This is a genomic window from Paenibacillus sp. P4_A9, assembly GCF_056402415.1.
The window spans coordinates 1-1,195 of sequence record NZ_JBFUHL010000217.1; the positions used below are offsets into that span (position 1 = coordinate 1).

The following is a 1,195-nucleotide window of genomic DNA, read 5'->3' on the forward strand; positions in this document are numbered from 1 at the left end:
GGTTAGCGCGCCTTGACCCATATCTGAATTTGATATCTTGATCAGCACTTGATCTTTTTCTGTTTTGACTAACTTTACAGTAGCTTTAATGTGGTCTCTTTCCCCACTGCCAGTGAATCCACAGCCATGCAAGAAAAAGGAAGCGCCTATCCCTTTTTTGTAGCGCTTGTTTTGTTGATTAAAACCATGAATTTCTTCTTTTTTCTTTGTGTAGTCCACAGTTAGCAATAAATCTTGGATAATGTCGTCCATCAAAACCGGGTCTTTAAATCTCCCGTTGGTAATGGTTGGATCACCTTGTTTCACCAAATAGTTTCTTTTATATTCAATGGAGTCTAGTTCTACCTTTCTGCTAATGTGTCCCATAAGACTTTCAATTGCTGCAAAGCTTTGCGGTGCGCCAAAGCCTCTAAAAGCTCCATTGGGCACAGTATTGGTTTTAAGCGCATAGCCTTTCGCATGAAAGTGCGGAATTTTATATACGCCTGCACTGTTCAGTAATGCCCTCTGCAAAACGACAGGACTTAAACCTGCATTTGCTCCGCCGTCAAGAAACAGCTCTACATGCATACTTAAAATATTTCCGTTTTCATCTAATGCTGTTCGATATTTAAATTTGGCAGGGTGTCTCTTTGTCGTTACTTCAAAATCCTCTGCTCGGTCAAACAATAGCATGACTGGTTTTTTGACAACCTTAGCAGCTATGGCAACGTGACAAGCCATCATGGAAGGGAAATCTTCCTTCCCGCCAAACCCGCCGCCAGTAGGACTTTGTATCACCCTAACCTCGTCATCCTTACATTCCAGTGCGCTTATCAATGACTTTTTCACATAATATAGACATTGCATCGATCCTTCTACAAGAATTTCATCTTCGTTATAAATCCCTAGCATTCCTTGAGGTTCCAAATAGACATGTTCTTGATAACCCGTCTCGTACTCTTCTTCTATGATTTGATGCGCATTTTTCTCGATAGCTTGTATCACTTCGAGATTTTCACCAAATTCATGACTTGCGAATACTCCTGTTTGATCCTTTTGTTTAATGGCTTCTTCTAATGTATAGATAGCTTGATGTTCTTCAAAATCCACTTCAATTTGATCTAATAATTGATGGAGAATTTCTAAATTGGGGCCAACGAGCATGAAGATGGGTTCCCCAATATAATTGACCCATTCATTTGCAAAAATGGGC

1 protein-coding gene is annotated in these 1,195 nt (G+C 40.1%); it reads right to left on the reverse strand.

The window, feature by feature from the left end:
- Positions 1–1,195 (reverse strand): xanthine dehydrogenase family protein molybdopterin-binding subunit (locus tag AC1DVJ_RS31060; protein WP_477596806.1); only part of this gene is annotated, 1,195 nt, incomplete at both ends.